Consider the following 15,194-nt stretch of genomic DNA (forward strand, 5'->3'; position numbering starts at 1 on the left):
TACGCTGGGGTCATGGTCAATCTGACGCGCATCTACACCCGTACCGGCGACCAGGGCACCACCGCGCTGGGCGACATGAGCAGGACCGCCAAGACCGATCTGCGGATCTCGGCGTACGCCGACGCCAACGAGGCCAACGCCGTGCTCGGCACGGCCGTCGCCCTCGGGCAGCTCGACGAGGAGGTCGTGAAGGTCCTCGTCCGCGTCCAGAACGACCTGTTCGACGTGGGCGCCGACCTGTCCACCCCGGTGGTCCAGGACCCGAAGTACCCGCCGCTGCGGGTCGAGCAGTCGTACATCGACAAGCTGGAAGGGGACTGCGACCGCTTCCTGGAGGAGCTGGAGAAACTGCGCTCCTTCATCCTGCCCGGCGGCACGCCCGGTGCGGCCCTGCTGCACCAGGCGTGCACGGTGGTCCGGCGCGCGGAGCGCTCCACCTGGGCGGCCATGGAGGTCCACGGCGAGACCATGAACCCGCTGACCGCCACGTACCTCAACCGCCTCTCAGACCTGCTCTTCATCCTTGCGCGAGTGGCGAACAAGGAGGTCGGGGACGTGCTCTGGGTCCCGGGCGGGGATCGCTGACTCCGGGTCCCTGGCCGGGGCCTTCTTCGGCCAGATCGCGTAGGTGAGCGCGATCAGGCCGTGGATGCCGGCCGCCCGCCAGGCGACGAAGATCCAGCTCCGCAGCGAGTCGGTGTTCCCGTCGTCGCCGACGTACCAGGTGGCGAGCAGCAGCAGGCCGGACGCGACGGCCGCGGCCGTCACCGACCCCAGCCAGACCGCGCCCTCGTGGCGGGCACGCGCCATGCCGTACCGCGGCGGCTTCACGGGCGGCGGCCCGCCACCGAGGCGGTGGGCGGCGTGTCCGTCCAGCCACTTCACGGTGCGGTGGCCGTGGCCGACGGTGTAGCCGATGTACACCGCCGCGAGACCGTGCCGCCAGCTCGGCTCCGCCCCGTTCTTGAGGTCGATCGCGGTGACGACCAGCAGCAGGATCTCCAGCAGCGGCTCGCACAGCAGCAGGGCGAGACCCGTCCGGGGCATCTTCAGCAGATATCGGGTGGCGAGACCCGCGGCCAGCAGGACCCAGAAGCCGACTTCGCAGATCACGATGAGCGTGACGATCACGGCGGTACTCCCCTCTCGGTTCCCCTCCAGCGTCCCGTCGCGTTCCGCCCGGATCGTCGTCGCCGATGACGAAGTACGCCTACATCCTTCGACGGAGGCTCGGATCGGCCCCGACGGCGAGGCCCCGGGTCCCCCGGCCGTGTTGGATGGGAACGTGACACTCCCCCGACCGCACCGCGACGACCTGCTCATCGCCGCCGGCGGCCTCGCCATCGGTCTGCTGATGTGGTCGTTCGGGCTGCACACCCAGACCGGCCGGCTGATCACCGCGCGGTGGGCCACCCTGATCCCGCTCGTCGTCATGGCCGCGATGGCGACCCTGCGCCGCTCGATGCCGCAGACCGCCCTCGCCGTCGGCACCGTCGCGCTCGTCGCGGACCAGTTCACCTACGGCATCCTCGTGACCCCGCTGATGTTCACGGACCTCGTCTACTCGGCCGTGGTCTACGGGCCGCCCGCGGCCGCCCGGCGCATCCCGTACACGACCGGACTGATCACGATCGGTGTGACGATCGGCTTCCTGGTCTGGTGGCAGAACGCGGTCGCCCTGCTCATCGGCCTGATCACCGGCATGGTGTCGTTCCTGCCCGCCGTCACCGGCGCCGTCGTGCGCAATCACCGCCAGGCCGCCGACGCCGCCCGCCTGCGCGCGGAGCAGACCGCGCTGCTCGCCGAGATGGACCGCAGCCAGGCCGTCGTCGCCGAGCGCGCCCGGATGGCCCGGGAGCTGCACGACATGGTCGCCAACCACCTCTCCGCGATCGCGATCCACTCCACGGCCGCGCTCTCGCTGGACGACCCGGCGACCACCCGCCAGGCGCTGACCGTGATCCGCGAGAACAGCGTGGAGGGTCTCGCGGAGATGCGGCGGCTGATCGGGCTGCTGCGGGACAGCAGCGGGGACGCGGAACCCGCGGCGGCGCCCACCCTGGACGGGCTGGACGCGCTGGTGGCCCAGGCGGCGACGAACGGCGGGTCGAGCGGGCTGAGGTTCACCCTCGACGACAGCCGGCCGGGGAACGCCGCGGCGCTGCCCGCTCCCGTCGAGCTCGCCGCGTACCGGATCGTGCAGGAGTCGCTGACCAACGCCCTCAAGCACGCGGCCCCCGGCGAGGTGCGGGTGGAGCTGGGCCGCCGCCCCGACGGTGGTCTCACGGTGGGTGTGACCAGTGTGCTCGGCGGGCAGCCCGGGCCTCGCGCCCCGGGCTCCGGGGCGGGTCTGGTGGGGATGAGGGAGCGGGTGGCGCTGCTCGACGGGGAGTTCGAGTCCGGTCCGGTGACGGCCGACGACGGGCGGAAAGAATGGCGGGTACGGGCTGTCCTGCCCGTACGGACGAGCGACAAGGAGCCGCCGGCATGGTACGGGTGATCGTGGCCGAGGATCAGAGCGCGGTCAGGGCGGGGCTCGTCCTGATCCTGGGCAGCGCACCGGACATCGAGGTGGTCGGGGAGGCCGCGGACGGCGAGAAGGCGGTCGAGCTGGCCCGTGAACTCCGGCCGGACCTGGTCCTGATGGACGTGCAGATGCCACGGATGGACGGGGTGACCGCGACCCGGCTGGTGGTCTCCGAGGGCCTGGCCGACGTACTGGTCCTGACCACCTTCGATCTCGACGAGTACGTCTTCGGGGCGCTGCGGGCCGGTGCGGCGGGCTTCCTGCTGAAGAACACCGACGCGAAGGACCTGATCGAGGCGGTGCGGACCGTGGCGCGCGGGGAGGGTCTCATCGCCCCGGCCGTGACGCGGCGGCTGATCGCCGAGTTCGCCGCTCCCCGCACGCCGGTGCGGGCACCGGGCGGGCCGGACCCGTCCGTGGTGGACGCGCTGACCCCGCGCGAGCGGGAGGTGCTCTCCGCGCTCGGCCGGGGCCTGTCGAACGCCGAGATCGCCGTCGCCCTGGACATGGCGGAGGCCACGGTGAAGACCCACGTCAGCAAGGTGCTGGCGAAGCTGAAGATGCGCAGCAGGGTCCAAGCGGCCGTACTGGCACAGGAGTTGGGGGTCTGACGCACCACTTCCGACGTTGGTCTGGACCTCTTGACGGTTGGTCCAGACCTTTCTACGCTCTCGGGGCGCGCGCACAGTTCACGGACCATCCCCCGCTTGTCCGTCCGCAACTTGAGGAGCACCGTTGAGCACTCAAGCACCGACGCGCAGAACAGGGTTCAGACACCGGGCCGCCGCCGGTCTGACCGCCCTGATCCTGCCCCTGGCCGCGATGGTCGGCCTCGCAGCACCCGCCGAGGCCGCCACGGCGGCCACCGCCACGTACACCAAGGTCTCCGACTGGGGCTCCGGCTTCGAGGGCAAGTGGACGGTGAAGAACACCGGCACCACCACGCTCTCCTCCTGGACCGTCGAGTGGGACTACCCCGCCGGCACCGCCGTCACCTCCGCCTGGGACGCCACCGTCACCAGCTCCGGCACCCACTGGACCGCCAAGAACGTCGGCTGGAACGGCACCCTCGCCCCCGGCGCCACCGTCTCGTTCGGCTTCAACGGCTCCGGCTCCGGCGCCCCCAGCGGCTGCAAGATCAACGGCGCCTCCTGCGACGGCACCACCCAGCCCGGCGACAACGCGCCCTCGGCGCCCGGCACCCCCGTCGCCTCCGACATCACCAACACCTCGGTCAAGCTGACCTGGACCGCGGCCACGGACGACAAGGGCATCAAGAACTACGACGTCAAGCGGAACGGCACCACGGTCGCCACGGTCACCGGACTGACGTACACCAACACCGGCCTCACCGCCGGAACCGACTACAGCTACACGGTCGTCGCCCGCGACACCATCGACCAGACCGGACCCGCCAGCGGCGCGGCGAACGTCCGCACCACGGGCGGCGGAGACCCGCCGGTCGGCAACACCGTGAAGCTGGGCTACTTCACCAACTGGGGCGTCTACGGCCGGAACTACCACGTCAAGAACATCGTGACGTCGGGCTCCGCGTCCAAGATCACCCACATCAACTACGCCTTCGGCAACGTCCAGGGCGGCCGGTGCACCATCGGTGACGCCTACGCCGACTACGACAAGGCGTACACCGCCGACCAGTCCGTCGACGGCAAGGCCGACACCTGGGACCAGCCGCTGCGCGGCAACTTCAACCAGCTGCGCAAGCTCAAGGCCCAGTACCCGCACATCAAGGTGCTGTGGTCCTTCGGCGGCTGGACCTGGTCCGGCGGCTTCGGCCAGGCCGTCCAGAACCCGACCGCCTTCGCGCAGTCCTGCTACGACCTGGTGGAGGACCCCCGCTGGGCCGACGTCTTCGACGGCATCGACCTGGACTGGGAGTACCCGAACGCCTGTGGTCTGTCCTGCGACACCAGCGGCCCGGCCTCCTTCAAGAACATGATGCAGGCCATGCGCGCCAAGTTCGGCGCGAACAACCTGGTCACCGCGGCCGTCACCGCCGACGCCTCCTCCGGCGGCAAGATCGACGCGGCCGACTACGCGGGCGCGGCGCCGTACATGAACTGGTTCAACGTGATGACGTACGACTTCTTCGGCGCCTGGGCGGCGCAGGGCCCGACGGCCCCGCACTCCCCGCTCACCTCCTATGCCGGCATCCCCCAGGCGGGCTTCAACTCCGCCGAGGCGATCGCCAAGTTCAAGGCGAAGGGCGTCCCGGCCAACAAGCTGCTGCTCGGCATCGGCTTCTACGGCCGCGGCTGGACCGGCGTCACCCAGTCGGCCCCGGGTGGCAGCGCGACGGGCCCGGCGGCCGGAACGTACGAGCAGGGCATCGAGGACTACAAGGTCCTCAGGAACTCCTGCCCGGCCAACGGCACGGTGGCCGGTACGGCGTACGCGCACTGCGGCTCCAACTGGTGGAGCTACGACACCCCGGCCACGGTCACGTCCAAGATGAGCTGGGCGAAGAACCAGGGCCTGGGCGGCGCGTTCTTCTGGGAGTTCAGCGGTGACACGGGCAACGGCGAGCTGGTCGGAGCCATCAACAGCGGGCTGAACTAGCCCGGAGGAAACGCGGCGGGGACGGTGCAGCACACCGTCCCCGCCGTCGTACGTCCTCGCTCACGCGACATTGACCCGCTGACCCGGAGGCGCCGCCTCCAGCCAGGCGAGGAAGCCGGTGAGAGCGTCCTCGCTCATCGCCAGCTCCAGTCGGGTCCCCCGGTGCATACAGCCCTGGATCACGGCGTCGGAGAGCAGCGCCAGCTCCTCCTCGCCCTCCGGCATCCGCCGCTCCAGGACCTCGATCGCCGAGCGTTCGAGGACACGGCGCGGGCGGGGGGCGTAGGAGAAGACGCGGAACCAGGAGACCTGGTCACCGCTGTAGCGCGCGACACCGTACACCCAGCCCTTGCCGGACAGGTCCGGCTCCTCGGGAACGTTCCAGCGCAGGGAGCAGTCGAAGGTGCCGCCGGCACGCTGGATCAGGCGACGGCGCAACCCGAAGACGAAGAGTCCGATCACCACCAGTGCGACGACCAGGCCGCTCAGGAGCAGCGCGAGGAACATCTTCACCGACCTCCTCGCTGCGTCCCGTGACCGGCTTCGCCGGCGTAACCGAATACGACCTGCATATGCATCGCCTCAGCCGCGACACGGTCTGGAGAATTCCAGCCGTGCCGCGGCTGAGGGCACAACTCTCGGCGCGGTCCGCTAGCGGACCGCTACCGCACGCAACCGGACATCGGCGCGACGCTCGGCGGCGGCGTCCGACTCCGACTTGGCGCGCTCCAGCGCACGCTCGGCGCGCTGGGCGTCGATCTCGTCCGCCAGCTCGGCGATCTCCGCGAGCAGAGACAGCTTGTCGTCGGCGAACGAGATGAATCCACCGTGCACAGCGGCGACGACGGTCTCGCCCTCGCTGGTACGGATCGTCACCGGGCCCGACTCCAGCACACCGAGCAGCGGCTGGTGGCCGGGCATGACGCCGATGTCGCCGGAGGTGGTACGTGCGATGACCAAGGTGGCCTCGCCGGACCAGACACTCCGGTCCGCGGCGACCAGCTCGACGTGCAGCTCAGCAGCCAAGGGTGGCTCCTCGGGTCACCACCCGGCGGTCGTGCCGGGTGTTGGGGTCAATTCTAATGGGCGTGATGAGGGGGGCGGGACAGGCCCGCCCCCCTCACGAGAGCACGGGGCTCAGGAGACGCCGAGCTCCTTGGCGTTCTTCTTGAGGTCCTCAAGACCACCACACATGAAGAAGGCCTGCTCGGGGAAGTGGTCGTACTCACCGTCGCAGATCGCGTTGAACGCGGCGATCGACTCGTCGAGCGGAACGTCCGAACCGTCCACACCGGTGAACTGCTTCGCCGCGTGGGTGTTCTGGGACAGGAAGCGCTCGACACGGCGGGCGCGGTGGACAACGAGCTTGTCCTCCTCGCTCAGCTCGTCGATACCGAGGATCGCGATGATGTCCTGGAGGTCCTTGTACTTCTGCAGGATTCCCTTGACGCGCGTGGCGGCGTCGTAGTGGTCCTGCGCGATGTAGCGCGGGTCCAGGATCCGGGACGTGGAGTCCAGCGGGTCCACGGCCGGGTAGATGCCCTTCTCGGAGATCGGACGGGAGAGAACCGTCGTCGCGTCGAGGTGGGCGAAGGTGGTGGCCGGGGCCGGGTCGGTCAGGTCGTCCGCGGGGACGTAGATCGCCTGCATCGAGGTGATCGAGTGACCACGGGTCGACGTGATGCGCTCCTGGAGGAGACCCATCTCGTCGGCCAGGTTCGGCTGGTAACCCACCGCGGAGGGCATACGGCCGAGCAGCGTGGAGACCTCGGAACCGGCCTGGGTGAAGCGGAAGATGTTGTCGATGAAGAACAGCACGTCCTGCTTCTGCACATCGCGGAAGTACTCCGCCATGGTCAGACCAGCCAGGGCGACGCGCAGACGCGTGCCCGGCGGCTCGTCCATCTGGCCGAAGACCAGCGCGGTCTTGTCCAGAACGCCGGCCTCCTCCATCTCCACCATGAGGTCGTTGCCCTCACGGGTGCGCTCGCCGACGCCCGCGAAGACCGACACACCGTCGTGCAGCTTGGCCACACGGACGATCATTTCCTGGATCAGAACGGTCTTGCCGACACCGGCGCCACCGAACAGACCGATCTTTCCACCCTTGACGTACGGGGTGAGAAGGTCGACGACCTTCAGGCCGGTCTCGAACATCTCGGTCTTCGACTCGAGCTGGTCGAACGCGGGGGCCTTGCGGTGGATCGCCCAGCGCGGGGCGTCGGCCACCGTGGAGGCCTCGGCGTTCAGCACCTGACCGAGCGTGTTGAACACGCGGCCCTTGGTGACGTCGCCGACCGGCACCGTGATGCCGTCGCCGGTGTCGACCACCGGGGCCTGGCGGACCAGACCGTCGGTGGGCTGCATGGAGATGGTGCGGACGAGGCCGTCACCGAGGTGCTGGGCGACCTCGAGGGTCAGCGTCTTGGTCGCGCCCTCCTCGGCCGGGTCCGGAACCTCGACGTTCAGCGCGTTGTAGATCTCCGGCATCGCGTCGACGGGGAACTCCACGTCGACGACCGGGCCGATGACCCGGGCGACGCGGCCCGTGGCGGCGGCCGTCTCAACAGTGGTCGTCATTACTTGTCACTCCCCGCGGTCGCGTCGGCCAGGGCTGCGGTGCCACCGACGATCTCGCTGATTTCCTGGGTGATTTCGGCCTGGCGGGCCGCGTTGGCAAGTCGGGAGAGGTTGTTGATCAAGTCTCCCGCGTTGTCGGTCGCCGACTTCATCGCACGACGCGTGGCGGCGTGCTTGGAGGCAGCCGACTGGAGCAGCGCGTTGTAGATCCGGCTCTCGACGTAGCGCGGCAGAAGGGCGTCGAGGACGTCCTCCGCCGACGGCTCGAAGTCGTACAGCGGACGGAGCGTGTCCTGCTCGCCCGCCTCCTTCGCCACCTCGTCGAGGCTGAGGGGCAGCAGCCGGGCCTCGACCGCCGTCTGCGTCATCATCGAAACGAACTCGGTGTAGACGATGTGGAGCTCGTCCACACCACCCTCGGCCGTGTCCTTCTCGATCGCCTCGATCAGCGGAGCCGCGATCGTCTTGGCGTCCGCGTACTCCGGCTGGTCCGTGAAACCGGTCCACGAGTCGGCCAGCTTGCGCTCACGGAAGTTGTAGTGCGCGATGCCACGACGGCCGACGACGTAGATGTCGACCTGGCGTCCCTCGCTCTCCAGCTTCTTCGTGAGGGCTTCCGCCGCCTTGATGGCGTTGGAGTTGAAGGCGCCGGCCAGACCGCGGTCGCTCGACAGGAGCAGGACCGCGGCGCGGGTCGGGTTCTCCACCTCGGTGGTCAGCGGGTGCTTGTCGTTCGCACCCGTCGCGACCGCGGTGACCGCGCGGGTCAGCTCGATCGCGTACGGGGTCGACGCCTGCACCTTGCGCTGCGCCTTGACGACGCGCGAGGCGGCGATCATCTCCATCGCCTTGGTGATCTTCTTCGTCGCGGTGACGGATTTGATGCGACGCTTGTAGACCCGGAGCTGCGCTCCCATGAGTCAGGTCCCTTCCGTCGTCACTTCGAGACGTTGACGGCAGCGGAAGCGTCGTCGCCCAGCAGCTTCCCGTCAGAGGTCTCGAACTGCTTCTTGAACTCCGCGATGGCGTCGGCCACGGACTGCAGGGTGTCGTCCGACATCTTGCCGCCCTCACGGATGGAGCTCATGAGGCCCGAGTGGCTCTGGCGCAGGTACGCCAGCATCTCGGCCTCGAAGCGGCGGATGTCGGCCACCGGGACGTCGTCCATCTTGCCGGTGGTGCCGGCCCAGACCGAGACGACCTGGTTCTCCGTGGGCATCGGCTGGTACTGAGCCTGCTTGAGCAGCTCGACCATGCGCTGACCACGCTCCAGCTGCGCCTTCGACGCGGCGTCCAGGTCGGAACCGAAGGCGGCGAACGCCTCCAGCTCACGGAACTGGGCCAGGTCGACACGGAGGCGACCGGAGATCTGCTTCATCGCCTTGTGCTGGGCGGAGCCACCGACGCGGGAGACCGAGATACCGACGTTCAGGGCCGGACGCTGGCCGGCGTTGAACAGGTCGGACTCCAGGAAGCACTGGCCGTCGGTGATGGAGATGACGTTGGTCGGGATGAACGCCGAGACGTCGTTGGCCTTCGTCTCGACGATCGGCAGACCGGTCATCGAGCCCGCGCCCATCTCGTCCGAGAGCTTCGCGCAGCGCTCGAGGAGGCGGGAGTGCAGGTAGAAGACGTCACCCGGGTAGGCCTCACGGCCCGGCGGGCGGCGCAGCAGCAGGGAGACGGCACGGTAGGCGTCGGCCTGCTTCGACAGGTCGTCGAAGACGATCAGGACGTGCTTGCCCTGGTACATCCAGTGCTGGCCGATGGCGGAGCCGGTGTACGGCGCCAGGTACTTGAAGCCGGCCGGGTCGGACGCCGGGGCGGCGACGATCGTCGTGTACTCGAGCGCACCGGCCTCCTCCAGCGCGCCGCGCACGGACGCGATGGTGGAGCCCTTCTGGCCGACGGCGACGTAGATGCAACGGACCTGCTTGTTCACGTCGCCCGAGCGCCAGTTGTCACGCTGGTTGATGATCGTGTCGACGCACAGCGCGGTCTTGCCGGTCTGACGGTCGCCGATGATCAGCTGACGCTGGCCGCGGCCGACCGGGGTCATGGCGTCGACGGCCTTGTAGCCGGTCTCCATCGGCTCGTGGACCGACTTGCGCTGCATGACGCCGGGCGCCTGCAGCTCGAGGGCGCGGCGGCCCTCCGTCGCGATCTCGCCGAGGCCGTCGATCGGGTTGCCGAGCGGGTCGACAACGCGGCCGAGGTAGCCCTCGCCGACACCGACCGAGAGAACCTCACCGGTGCGCTGCACCGGCTGGCCCTCCTCGATGCCGCTGAACTCGCCGAGGACGATCGCACCGATCTCGCGCTCCTCGAGGTTGAGGGCGAGACCGAGGGTGCCGTCCTCGAACTTCAGCAGCTCGTTCGCCATGGCCGAGGGAAGACCCTCCACCTTGGCGATGCCGTCGCCGGCCAGGCTGACCGTTCCGACCTCCTCGCGCGAGGCCGCGTCCGGCTGGTACGACTGGACGAAGTTCTCCAGCGCGTCCCGGATCTCCTCCGGCCGGATCGTGAGCTCCGCCATCTGGGTTCCCTGCTCTCCTTGTTGGGCCCGAAGTTTTCTTGGGGGTCTGGGGGCCGACCCCCAGGAATCTTCTGCAATGTGCACGGCCCAACCGGGCCGCTGGTGATGCTTGTTCAGTTGGTGGCCGCGGCCGTCAGCCGGCCAGTCGCCGGGTCGCCTCGTCGAGGCGCTCCGCGATGGTCCCGTTGATGACCTCGTCGCCGACCTGCACCGAGATCCCGCCGAGGACCGCCGGGTCCACGTCCAGGTTCAGGTGCATCGGGCGGCCGTACAGCTTGGCCAGGACGGCACCGAGGCGCTGCTTCTGCTGATCGGTCAGCGGCACCGCCGAGGTCACGACGGCCACCATCCGGTCCCGGCGCGCCGCGGCGAGCTTGGAGAGGGACTCGAGTCCCGCTTCCAGGCTACGTCCCCGGGGCTGGGTCACGAGACGGACGATCAGACGCTCGGTGACCGCGTTGGCCTTGCCGCCGAGCAGGCTGCGCAGCAGCTCGCCCTTGGCGGACGCCGTGGCGGCCTTGTCCGTCAGCGCCGAGCGGAGCTCGGTGCTGGAGGAGACGATCCGGCCGAACCGGAACAGCTCGTCCTCGACGTCGTCCAGCGCGCCGGCCTGCTGCGCCGCGGTGAGGTCGGCGGTGTTCGCCAGCTCCTCGACCGAGTCGACCAGGTCACGCGACTGCGACCAGCGGGAACGCACCATGCCGGAGACCAGGTCGACGGTCTCCCCGCCCACCTGACCGGTGAGGAGTCGCCCGGCCAGCTCGGCCTTGCCCTCGCCCGCCTGCGCCGGGTCGGTCAGGACCCGACGCAGCGATACCTCGCGGTCGAGCAGCGCGGTGACTGCGGCCAGCTCGCCCGCGAGCTTCGCGGCGTCGACCGAGGTGTTGTCGGTCAGCGCGTCGAGGGACTCACGTGCGGCGGCCAGTGCTTCACGGCTCGCTCCGTTCATCGGACGGCCTCGGCCTTCTCCTCGAGCTCGTCGAGGAAGCGGTCGATCGTGCGGCTCTGGCGGGCGTGGTCCTCCAGGGACTCGCCGACCAGCTTGCCGGCCAGGTCGGTGGCGAGCTTGCCCACGTCCTGGCGCAGCGAGGTCGCCGCAGCCTTGCGGTCGGCCTCGATCTGCGTGTGGCCGGCCGCGATGATCTCCTCGCGCTGGCGCTGGCCTTCCGCCTTCATCTCCTGGATGATCGCGGTGCCCTGCTCCGTCGCCTCCTGGCGAAGACGCGCGGCCTCGTGGCGGGCCTCGGCGAGCTGGGCCTTGTACTGCTCCAGCACGCTCTTGGCCTCGATCTGGGCCGACTCGGCCTTCTCGATGCCACCCTCGATGGCCGCCCGGCGCTCTTCCAGAACCTTGTTGATGTTCGGGAGGAGCTTCTTGGCGAGGAAGCCGAAGACGATGACGAAGGCGATCAGGCCGATGACGAGCTCGTCAAGATGCGGCAGGAGCGGAGGCTGGGCTTCCCCTCCCTGCGCAAGAAGCAGAGCGTTCACATCAGTGCCTTCCGTAAAAAGGTATGGGCTGTCGGTCCGATTTACTGGTAGACGAAGCCCATGACGATGCCGATGAGGGCGAGCGCCTCACAGAAGGCGAAGCCCATGATCTGGTTGGTGCGGATCAGACCGGCGGCCTCGGGCTGGCGGGCGAGGGCCTGCGTACCGTTACCGAAGATGATGCCGACGCCGACGCCGGGGCCGATCGCGGCGAGGCCGTAGCCGATCGAGGCGACGTTGCCGACGAGGGTGGTCTTGGCGGTGTCACCGGGGGCGGCGAGGTTGATCAGCTCGAGAGCAGCGGACATGCCGTTACTTCCTTCTCTTTCAATGACCCGGTGGGGGTTGGCCACCGGACGACTGTTGGATTGGGGGTGCAGCTGGATCCCGGGTGGGAGTCGCTCAGTGGTGCTCGGCGAGCGCGCCCTGGATGTAGCTGCAGGCCAGGAGGACGAAGACGTACGCCTGGACGGCCTGGATGAAGAGCTCGAAGGCCGTCATCACGAGGACCATGACGAACGAGGCGCCGGCGTAGACGAAGCCGAGGCCGTTCATCAGGTACCAGGTGGCCAGGGAGAACATCACGATCAGCAGGTGTCCGGCGAACATGTTCGCGAACAGTCGGACCGCGTGCGTGAAGGGCCGGATGATGAGGTTCGAGAAGAACTCGAGGACGACGACCATCGGGAGGATCGCGCCGAGGGACTTGTCGTAACCGACGATGTTCTTCCAGCCGCCGACGAAGCCGTGCTTCTTGAACGTCAGGGAGATCCACATGACGTACACGATCAGCGCGAGACCGGCCGGGAAGGCGATCAGCGACGTGACCGGGAACTGGGCGAGCGGAATGATCGACCAGAGGTTCATGATCCAGACGAAGAAGAACAGCGACACCATGAAGGGGACGTACTTCTCGCCGTCCTTCTTGCCGATGATCTCGTAGACGATGCCGCGGCGAACGAAGTCGTAACCGGCCTCGCCGACCATCTGCATCTTGCCGGGGATCAGCTTGGGCTTGTTGAAGGCGGCCCAGAAGAACCCGACGACCACGATGGAGCCCAGCACCGCGAGGAGCATCGGCTTGGTGATCTCGATGCCCCCCACCGTGGCGATGGGCTCGTACATGAACGTGTGCAGGCCCGGCGCCGGGAAGCCGCATCCACTGAAGATGTGGCAATCCGGGTCGAAGGCAAGCGTCTGGTCAGCACTCACCGCGGGCTCCTTCAGCGTGGCGCATAGGTACGGCAACCTCGTTGTGTCGGCGCGGCACGCAGCCGCGGGTCGGCACTGGACTGGTCTTACGGATAAGGGGGCGGCGGTTCGGCTTCGAGCCTCGCGCTGGGACAGGCGTCAGCTCGGATGCCCGCGCCCGCAGTGCCGCAGTTGGCACCGGACGATAGCAGGAAGCCGAATGCGCCTTTATCCCGGCCCTACCCCTCACGTCGACGACCCCGGCTTCTTGGGGTCGTCGACGTACATGATCTTGGCCTTCATGTAGGCACGCGCCTGCGCGGCGATCCAGACGAGGGTCGACGCGAGCAGGGTGAAGGCGAAAGCCTTGAAGTCGAAGAACGTGGTGTTCTTGAGCAACAGCATCAAGACGAAGAGAAGCAGCAGCTGGGTCGTGTAGAGCAGAAGACCCATGGCCTGGAACAGGTGCGGGTACGACTTGGCCGTCCGCTGGAGCACCACGAGCCCGAGACCCATGAACGCGATGACGAGGGCGCAGCCGATGACGGCGCCGATCGCGCCCTTCCCGCCGGCGACCACGCCGCTGATGACCGCGGCGATGGCGCCGGTGGCAGCAGCGGGAATGGCAGCTGACAGAAGGATGCGTGCGTCGTTGGACGGCATGGCGGTGTCTCCGCTGTTGCTGGTGGGGGCGATGGTGTCGTCAGGGACGAGCGTAAGCCCGGTCCGAGGTGAGTCTCGGGGCCAATGAACCGTCGCACTACGGTCCTTCGGCTCTGTCGCCGGGTCTCGTGAACGGTATCACAAACTATTTGAGTAGTTCTTTACCCGTGAAGTGTGCTGACTGTCACACATGAGAGTGAGTGTGCGCGTGTGTGCACGACACGGGGTCGACTTGTCTGGTATTGGACACCGATGGGGTGTTCGTCAACTCGACGTTCCGGCCTTCCGCCGGTCGGTGAAGCGCGAACGGTGGCCGATGGCGGTGGCGCCGTTGACCCCGGCCGGGACCGGGATGCGCTCCTCCATCGGCTCCTCCACGGACGCGGGGACCTGAACCGCGGATTCCGCCAGGGGCTCCGTCGCCACCCGCTTACGGCGCCGGTAGCGCGGCGGGACGAAGGACTCCGCCCACCGCGGGGCCCGCGGCGTGAAACGCGGCAGCAGGAGCAGCACCAGACCGATCGCGCTGAGCAGCACCACGACGAGCACGATCCACATGGAGGTGGAGTGCACCGAGTACGCGAGCGTCCCGAAGGCGATCAGCGCCGACCAGAAGTACATGATCAGCACGGCACGGCTGTGCGAGTGCCCGATCTCCAGCAGTCGGTGGTGCAGGTGGCCCCGGTCGGCCGCGAACGGCGACTGGCCGTTCCAGGTGCGGCGCACGATGGCCAGGATCAGGTCCGCCATCGGGATCGCGATGATCGTCAGCGGCAGCAGCAGCGGGATGAAGACCGGAAGCGCGGCGTGGGTGGCCTCCCGGGTCGAGCCCTCGAAGATCTTCAGCACGTCGGCGTCGACCTGGCCGGTGATCGAGATCGCCGAGGCGGCCAGGATCAGGCCGATCAGCATCGAGCCGGAGTCGCCCATGAAGATTCTCGCCGGATGCATGTTGTGCGGCAGGAAGCCCAGACACATGCCCATGAGGATCGCGGCGAAGAGCGTCGCGGGGGCGGCGGCCTCGATCCCGTAGCCGTACCAGAGCCGGTAGGCGTACAGGAAGAAGGCGGCGGCGGCGATGCAGACCATGCCGGCGGCCAGACCGTCCAGTCCGTCGACGAAGTTGACCGCGTTGATGGTGAGGACCACCAGGGCCACGGTCAGCAGCGTGCCCTGCCCCTTGGTCAGCGCGACCACCCCGACACCGGGGATCGGCAGCCACAGGATCGTCAGACCCTGGATCACCATGACACCGGCGGAGATCATCTGCGCGCCCAGCTTGATCAGGGCGTCCAGTTCGAACTTGTCGTCGAGGACGCCGATCAGCCAGATGAGGGCGGCTCCGGACAGCAGAGCCCGCGGTTCGTTGGAGAGCTCGAAGACGCTGTTCAGGTTCTGGAGGTGGTCGGCGACCAGCAGTCCGGCGCACAGCCCGAAGAACATGGCGATGCCACCGAGCCGCGGAGTCGGTTCTCGGTGTACGTCTCGGGCACGGATCTCCGGCATCGCCCCGGTCGCGATGGCGAACTTCCGCACCGGACCGGTCAGCAGATAGGTCACCGCGGCCGTGACACAGAGCGTCAGCAGGTAATCACGCACGGGCTGCCCCACAGGAATCGCTGGCCA

At 68.5% G+C, this 15,194-nt stretch carries 16 protein-coding genes; 4 read left to right on the forward strand and 12 right to left on the reverse strand.

The window, feature by feature from the left end; all coding sequences use genetic code 11:
• The first annotated feature begins 12 nt into the window (after positions 1–12).
• Positions 13–585, forward strand: coding sequence for a cob(I)yrinic acid a,c-diamide adenosyltransferase (locus tag AB0D99_RS08570; protein WP_362358259.1), 573 nt, complete (start codon positions 13–15; stop codon positions 583–585).
• Here the strand turns inward: AB0D99_RS08570 and AB0D99_RS08575 are convergent.
• Positions 505–1,131 carry a hypothetical protein gene (locus AB0D99_RS08575; RefSeq protein ID WP_362358260.1) on the reverse strand — a complete coding sequence of 209 codons (627 nt, stop codon included), beginning with the start codon at positions 1,129–1,131 and terminating at the stop codon, positions 505–507. The two genes, AB0D99_RS08570 and AB0D99_RS08575, sit on opposite strands and share 81 nt — an antisense overlap.
• A gap of 154 nt (positions 1,132–1,285) precedes the next feature.
• On the opposite strand from AB0D99_RS08575, the gene AB0D99_RS08580 reads away from it, so the two are divergent.
• From AB0D99_RS08580 to AB0D99_RS08590, 3 genes are all read left to right on the forward strand, one after another.
• Complete coding sequence (locus AB0D99_RS08580; protein ID WP_362358261.1) at positions 1,286–2,500, forward strand: histidine kinase; 1,215 nt, start codon at positions 1,286–1,288, stop codon at positions 2,498–2,500.
• Positions 2,488–3,138 (forward strand): response regulator transcription factor, encoded by a 651-nt coding sequence (locus tag AB0D99_RS08585; protein WP_362358262.1) that lies wholly within the window; start codon positions 2,488–2,490, stop codon positions 3,136–3,138. Before AB0D99_RS08580 ends, AB0D99_RS08585 begins: the two co-directional genes overlap by 13 nt.
• A gap of 211 nt (positions 3,139–3,349) precedes the next feature.
• Entirely contained in the window at positions 3,350–5,107 is a 1,758-nt protein-coding gene (locus AB0D99_RS08590; RefSeq protein WP_362358379.1) for a glycoside hydrolase family 18 chitinase, read from the forward strand.
• A gap of 60 nt (positions 5,108–5,167) precedes the next feature.
• On the opposite strand, the gene AB0D99_RS08595 is transcribed toward AB0D99_RS08590, so the two are convergent.
• From AB0D99_RS08595 to AB0D99_RS08645, 11 genes are all read right to left on the reverse strand, one after another.
• Positions 5,168–5,614, reverse strand: a complete 447-nt coding sequence (locus AB0D99_RS08595; RefSeq protein WP_362358380.1) for a DUF2550 domain-containing protein — start codon at positions 5,612–5,614, stop codon at positions 5,168–5,170.
• 144 nt (positions 5,615–5,758) lie between these two features.
• Positions 5,759–6,133: a F0F1 ATP synthase subunit epsilon gene (locus AB0D99_RS08600; protein ID WP_355107918.1), complete on the reverse strand. Its 375-nt coding sequence runs from the start codon at positions 6,131–6,133 to the stop codon at positions 5,759–5,761.
• 111 nt (positions 6,134–6,244) lie between these two features.
• Positions 6,245–7,687 (reverse strand): F0F1 ATP synthase subunit beta, encoded by a 1,443-nt coding sequence (gene atpD / locus AB0D99_RS08605; protein WP_362358263.1) that lies wholly within the window; start codon positions 7,685–7,687, stop codon positions 6,245–6,247.
• Entirely contained in the window at positions 7,687–8,604 is a 918-nt protein-coding gene (locus AB0D99_RS08610; protein WP_362358264.1) for a F0F1 ATP synthase subunit gamma, read from the reverse strand. Before AB0D99_RS08610 ends, atpD begins: the two co-directional genes overlap by 1 nt.
• A 20-nt stretch (positions 8,605–8,624) precedes the next feature.
• The gene (atpA, locus tag AB0D99_RS08615; protein ID WP_362358265.1) at positions 8,625–10,223 is read right to left on the reverse strand and encodes a F0F1 ATP synthase subunit alpha; all 1,599 of its coding nucleotides are present in this window, start codon (positions 10,221–10,223) and stop codon (positions 8,625–8,627) included.
• Between the two features lie 133 nt (positions 10,224–10,356).
• A complete protein-coding gene (locus AB0D99_RS08620; protein WP_362358266.1) occupies positions 10,357–11,172 on the reverse strand; it encodes a F0F1 ATP synthase subunit delta in 816 nt (271 codons plus the stop codon).
• Positions 11,169–11,714: a F0F1 ATP synthase subunit B gene (locus AB0D99_RS08625; protein WP_362358267.1), complete on the reverse strand. Its 546-nt coding sequence runs from the start codon at positions 11,712–11,714 to the stop codon at positions 11,169–11,171. The genes AB0D99_RS08620 and AB0D99_RS08625 overlap by 4 nt, the downstream gene beginning before the upstream one ends.
• 41 nt (positions 11,715–11,755) lie before the next feature.
• Complete coding sequence (gene atpE, locus AB0D99_RS08630) at positions 11,756–12,022, reverse strand: ATP synthase F0 subunit C (protein WP_362358268.1); 267 nt, start codon at positions 12,020–12,022, stop codon at positions 11,756–11,758.
• A gap of 94 nt (positions 12,023–12,116) precedes the next feature.
• A complete protein-coding gene (gene atpB / locus AB0D99_RS08635; RefSeq protein ID WP_362003809.1) occupies positions 12,117–12,926 on the reverse strand; it encodes a F0F1 ATP synthase subunit A in 810 nt (269 codons plus the stop codon).
• 225 nt (positions 12,927–13,151) lie between these two features.
• A complete protein-coding gene (locus AB0D99_RS08640) occupies positions 13,152–13,568 on the reverse strand; it encodes a hypothetical protein (protein WP_362358269.1) in 417 nt (138 codons plus the stop codon).
• A gap of 264 nt (positions 13,569–13,832) precedes the next feature.
• Positions 13,833–15,167: an MraY family glycosyltransferase gene (locus AB0D99_RS08645; protein WP_362358270.1), complete on the reverse strand. Its 1,335-nt coding sequence runs from the start codon at positions 15,165–15,167 to the stop codon at positions 13,833–13,835.
• Between the last annotated feature and the right edge of the window lie 27 nt (positions 15,168–15,194).

The organism is Streptomyces sp. NPDC047971 (assembly GCF_040653355.1).
Taxonomy (GTDB): Bacteria; Actinomycetota; Actinomycetes; order Streptomycetales; family Streptomycetaceae; genus Streptomyces.

What these genes read in the sequence shown, in the direction of transcription:
- AB0D99_RS08570 (WP_362358259.1), top strand. Translation starts at nt 13, where the DNA reads ATGGTCAATCTGACGCGCATCTACACCCGTACCGGCGACCAGGGCACC.
- AB0D99_RS08585 (WP_362358262.1), top strand. Translation starts at nt 2,488, where the DNA reads ATGGTACGGGTGATCGTGGCCGAGGATCAGAGCGCGGTCAGGGCGGGG.
- AB0D99_RS08590 (WP_362358379.1), top strand. Translation starts at nt 3,350, where the DNA reads ATGGTCGGCCTCGCAGCACCCGCCGAGGCCGCCACGGCGGCCACCGCC.
- AB0D99_RS08595 (WP_362358380.1), bottom strand. Translation starts at nt 5,614, where the DNA reads ATGTTCCTCGCGCTGCTCCTGAGCGGCCTGGTCGTCGCACTGGTGGTG.
- atpD (WP_362358263.1), bottom strand. Translation starts at nt 7,687, where the DNA reads ATGACGACCACTGTTGAGACGGCCGCCGCCACGGGCCGCGTCGCCCGG.
- AB0D99_RS08610 (WP_362358264.1), bottom strand. Translation starts at nt 8,604, where the DNA reads ATGGGAGCGCAGCTCCGGGTCTACAAGCGTCGCATCAAATCCGTCACC.
- atpA (WP_362358265.1), bottom strand. Translation starts at nt 10,223, where the DNA reads ATGGCGGAGCTCACGATCCGGCCGGAGGAGATCCGGGACGCGCTGGAG.
- AB0D99_RS08620 (WP_362358266.1), bottom strand. Translation starts at nt 11,172, where the DNA reads ATGAACGGAGCGAGCCGTGAAGCACTGGCCGCCGCACGTGAGTCCCTC.
- atpE (WP_362358268.1), bottom strand. Translation starts at nt 12,022, where the DNA reads ATGTCCGCTGCTCTCGAGCTGATCAACCTCGCCGCCCCCGGTGACACC.
- AB0D99_RS08640 (WP_362358269.1), bottom strand. Translation starts at nt 13,568, where the DNA reads ATGCCGTCCAACGACGCACGCATCCTTCTGTCAGCTGCCATTCCCGCT.